Source organism: Nocardia farcinica (assembly GCF_029867845.1).
GTDB classification, from domain to species: domain Bacteria; phylum Actinomycetota; class Actinomycetes; order Mycobacteriales; family Mycobacteriaceae; genus Nocardia; species Nocardia farcinica_A.
In genome coordinates, this window is sequence record NZ_JARWRU010000661.1 from 1 (window position 1) to 3707 (window position 3707).

At 73.3% G+C, this 3707-nt stretch carries 2 protein-coding genes and 2 pseudogenes; all 4 read left to right on the forward strand.

Annotated elements, in window-relative coordinates:
- A pseudogene (locus tag QH283_RS14610) lies at positions 1-834 on the forward strand (serine/threonine protein kinase); the annotation flags it as partial.
- A 148-nt stretch (positions 835-982) separates the two neighbouring features.
- Positions 983-2320, forward strand: a complete 1338-nt coding sequence (gene hisD, locus QH283_RS14615; protein WP_280503545.1) for a histidinol dehydrogenase — start codon at positions 983-985, stop codon at positions 2318-2320.
- Positions 2317-3468 carry a histidinol-phosphate transaminase gene (locus QH283_RS14620; protein WP_280503546.1) on the forward strand — a complete coding sequence of 384 codons (1152 nt, stop codon included), beginning with the start codon at positions 2317-2319 and terminating at the stop codon, positions 3466-3468. The genes hisD and QH283_RS14620 overlap by 4 nt, the downstream gene beginning before the upstream one ends.
- A pseudogene (locus QH283_RS14625) lies at positions 3465-3707 on the forward strand (imidazoleglycerol-phosphate dehydratase); the annotation flags it as partial. The gene QH283_RS14620 and the pseudogene QH283_RS14625, both read left to right, overlap by 4 nt.

Below are 3707 nucleotides of genomic sequence, written 5' to 3' on the forward strand. Positions count from 1 at the left end.
AACACCCACCCCCACTCCCTGCGCCGCCTCCCCCCCCCCCCCCCGCCCGCGCCCCCCACCTGGCGGGCCCCCCGCGACACCCTCGCCGCCTTCGCCGACGCGGGTTCGGCCGCCCCGGTCGGCTTCGTCCCCGCCGCCGAGGCCTACGCCCGCAGGCAGCAGGGCGGTGACCCGGACGCGGCCACCCGAGCCCTGCGCTCGCCCGCCCAGCAGCACGAGACCAGGCAGGAGCGCCCGCTGCCGCCGCCGCAGCGCAGCCTGGCCCACCCGGAGACGGCCGCCCACCCCACCACCGCGCCCTCGGGGTCCGGCTCCGGCCCCGCCTCGGGCGGCAAGCGGCGCGCGGTGCTCATCGGCGGGCTGGCCGGCGGCCTGGTCGCGGTGTCCGCGCTGCTCATCGGCAGCATGACCGACTCGGACCCCAGCGGATCGGTGGCGCAGGCCAACACCCCCACTTCCTCGTCGGTCTCCCCTGGCGCGAGCACCACCACCGCGACCCCGGCGCTCGGCACCACGCCGAGCAGCGGCACCGTCGACTGGGGTTCGGCCGGCCAGCTGATCGTCGACTTCTACAACAACCCCAGCGGCTCCTGGTCGCTGCTCACCCCGGCCGCGCAGGCCGCCTACGGCAGCCAGGAGGAGTTCCAGGAGTACTGGAACTCGCGCATCATCGAGAGCTTCGCCAACATCAACGCCGCCACCGGCGCCAACAACGAGGACGGCTCGGTGGACATGCGCCTTGGCAGCATCACCGTCGGCGGCACCTCCAAGCCGATGGTGCTGCGCGTGGTCGCGCACAACGGCAGGCTGCTCATCGACAGCGACACCCGCTAGCCCGGTCCGCCGCTCCCGCCCGTCCCGGCGGTCCGCCGCCCCGCGCGGGGGCGGAGGGTGACGGTCCTCACGCAGGCCCGACCATTAGGCTGGTAGCGGCAGCTTTCCTGTTGCCGCACGTCCGCGAGACGAAGGAATCGACACCGACATGACATCCCGCATCGAGCTCGCCCGCGTCGATCTGCGCGGTCGCACTCCCTCCGCTGCCGAGCTGCGCGCCGCGCTGCCGCGCGGAGGAGTCGACGTGGACTCGGTGCTCCATCATGTGCGGCCGGTCGTCGAGGCGGTCCGCGAGCGCGGCGCCGCGGCGGCACTCGAATACGGCGAGAAGTTCGACGGAGTCGTGCCGGAGACCGTGCGGGTGCCCGCCGAGCGGTTGCGGCGCGCGCTGGACGAACTCGATCCGGCCGTGCGCGCGGCGCTGGAGGAGTCCATCGCCCGCGCCCGCAAGGTGCACGCCGACCAGCGGCGCACCGACACCACCACCGAGGTCGTGCCGGGCGGCACGGTCACCGAGCGGTGGGTGCCGGTGGCGCGCGTCGGCCTGTACGTGCCGGGCGGCAACGCCGTCTACCCCTCCAGCGTGGTCATGAACGTCGTGCCCGCCCAGGCCGCGGGCGTCGGCTCGCTGGTGGTGGCCTCCCCGCCGCAGGCGAACTTCGGCGGGCTGCCGCACCCGACCATCCTGGCCGCCGCGCACCTGCTCGGCGTGGCCGAGGTGTGGGCCGTCGGCGGCGCCCAGGCGGTGGCGCTGCTGTCCTACGGCGGCACCGACACCGACGGCGCGGAACTGGCCCCGGTCGACCTCATCACCGGGCCGGGCAACATCTACGTCACCGCCGCCAAGCGGCTGTGCCGCGGGCTGGTCGGCATCGACGCCGAGGCGGGTCCCACCGAGATCGCCATCCTCGCCGACGCCACCGCCGACCCGGCGCACGTGGCCGCCGACCTCATCAGCCAGGCCGAACACGATGTGCTCGCCGCCAGCGTGCTGGTCACCGACAGCGAGGCGCTGGCCGACGCCGTCGACGCCGCGCTCACCGCGCAGATGCCGGTGGTCGCGCATGCCGAGCGGGTGCGCACCGCGCTGACCGGCAAGCAGTCGGGCACCGTGCTGGTCGACGACATCGACCAGGGCCTGCGGGTGGTCGACGCCTACGCCGCCGAGCATCTGGAGATCCAGACCGCCGACGCCCCGGCCGTGGCCGCGCGGGTGCGCAACGCGGGCGCGGTGTTCGTCGGCCCGTACGCCCCGGTCAGCCTGGGCGACTACTGCGCGGGGTCCAACCACGTGCTGCCCACCGCGGGCTGCGCGAGGCACTCCTCGGGGTTGAGCGTGCAGACCTTCCTGCGCGGCATCCACGTCGTGGAGTACACCGAGGCGGCGTTGAAGGACGTGGCAGGTCACGTGGTCGCGCTGGCGACCGCCGAGGACCTGCCCGCGCACGGGCAGGCCGTCACGGTGCGCTTCGAGGCGCTGTCGTGAGCGCCCCCGCCGTCCCCGGCGCCGCCGCCACCCTGGCCGATCTGCCGCTGCGGGAGAACCTGCGCGGCAAATCCCCGTACGGGGCGCCGCAGTTGAGCGTGCCGGTGCAGCTCAACACCAACGAGAACCCGCACCCGCCGAGCAAGGCGCTCGTCGACGACGTGGCCGAGGCCGTGCGCGCCGCCGCGGCCGACCTGCACCGCTACCCGGACCGCGACGCCGTCGCGCTGCGCACCGATCTGGCCGAGTACCTGACTCGCCAGACCGGCGTCGCCGTCGACACCGCGAACGTGTGGGCGGCCAACGGTTCCAACGAGATCTTGCAGCAGCTGTTGCAGGCCTTCGGCGGGCCCGGCCGCAGCGCGCTGGGTTTCGTGCCCTCCTACTCGATGCACCCGATCATCTCCGAGGGCATCGACACCGAGTGGGTGGAGGCCAGGCGCGAGGCCGACTTCTCCCTCGACGTGGACCGCGCGGTGGCCACCATCGCGCAACGCCGCCCCGACGTGGTGTTCGTGACCAGTCCGAACAACCCGACCGGGCACAGCATCCCGGTCGAGGACCTGGCCCGCATCCTGGCGGCCGCACCCGGCATCGTGGTGGTGGACGAGGCCTACGCCGAGTTCTCCGCCCAGCCCAGCGCCATCGGCCTGATCGACCGCTACCCGGCGAAGCTGGTGGTCAGCCGGACCATGAGCAAGGCCTTCGCCTTCGCGGGCGGCCGGCTGGGCTACCTGGTCGCCGCGCCCGCGGTGATCGACGCGCTGTTGCTGGTGCGCCTGCCCTACCACCTGTCGGTGGTCACCCAGGCCGCCGCGCGGGCCGCGCTGCGTCATGCCGAGGAAACCCTCGGCAGTGTCGCCGAACTGGCCGCCCAGCGCGACCGGGTCGCCGCCGCGCTGACCGAGATGGGCTACACCGTGGTGCCGAGCGACGCGAACTTCCTGCTGTTCGGCGCCTTCGCCGACGCGCCGAGGGCCTGGCAGCGCTATCTCGACCACGGGGTGCTCATCCGCGATGTCGGCATCCCGGGGCACCTGCGCGCCACCATCGGTCTGGCCGAGGAGAACGACGAATTCCTGCGCGTGAGCGCGCTGCTGGCCGCCGGCGAACTCACCGGCGCCACCGACGAACGAGGCAACGAATGACCACCGCACACCGCACCGCCCGCGTCGAGCGCGTCACCAGGGAGTCGAGCATCGTCGTCGAGCTCGATCTCGACGGCACCGGTCGCACCGACATCAGCACCGGCGTGCCGTTCTACGATCACATGCTCACCGCGCTCGGACGCGACAGGAGCATAAAACAGAACAAGACGGCCGAGGGGGGCAAAGAAATAAATGGGCCCGACAACCAGCGCGACACACCCCAACTTCGAGCGAAAGAC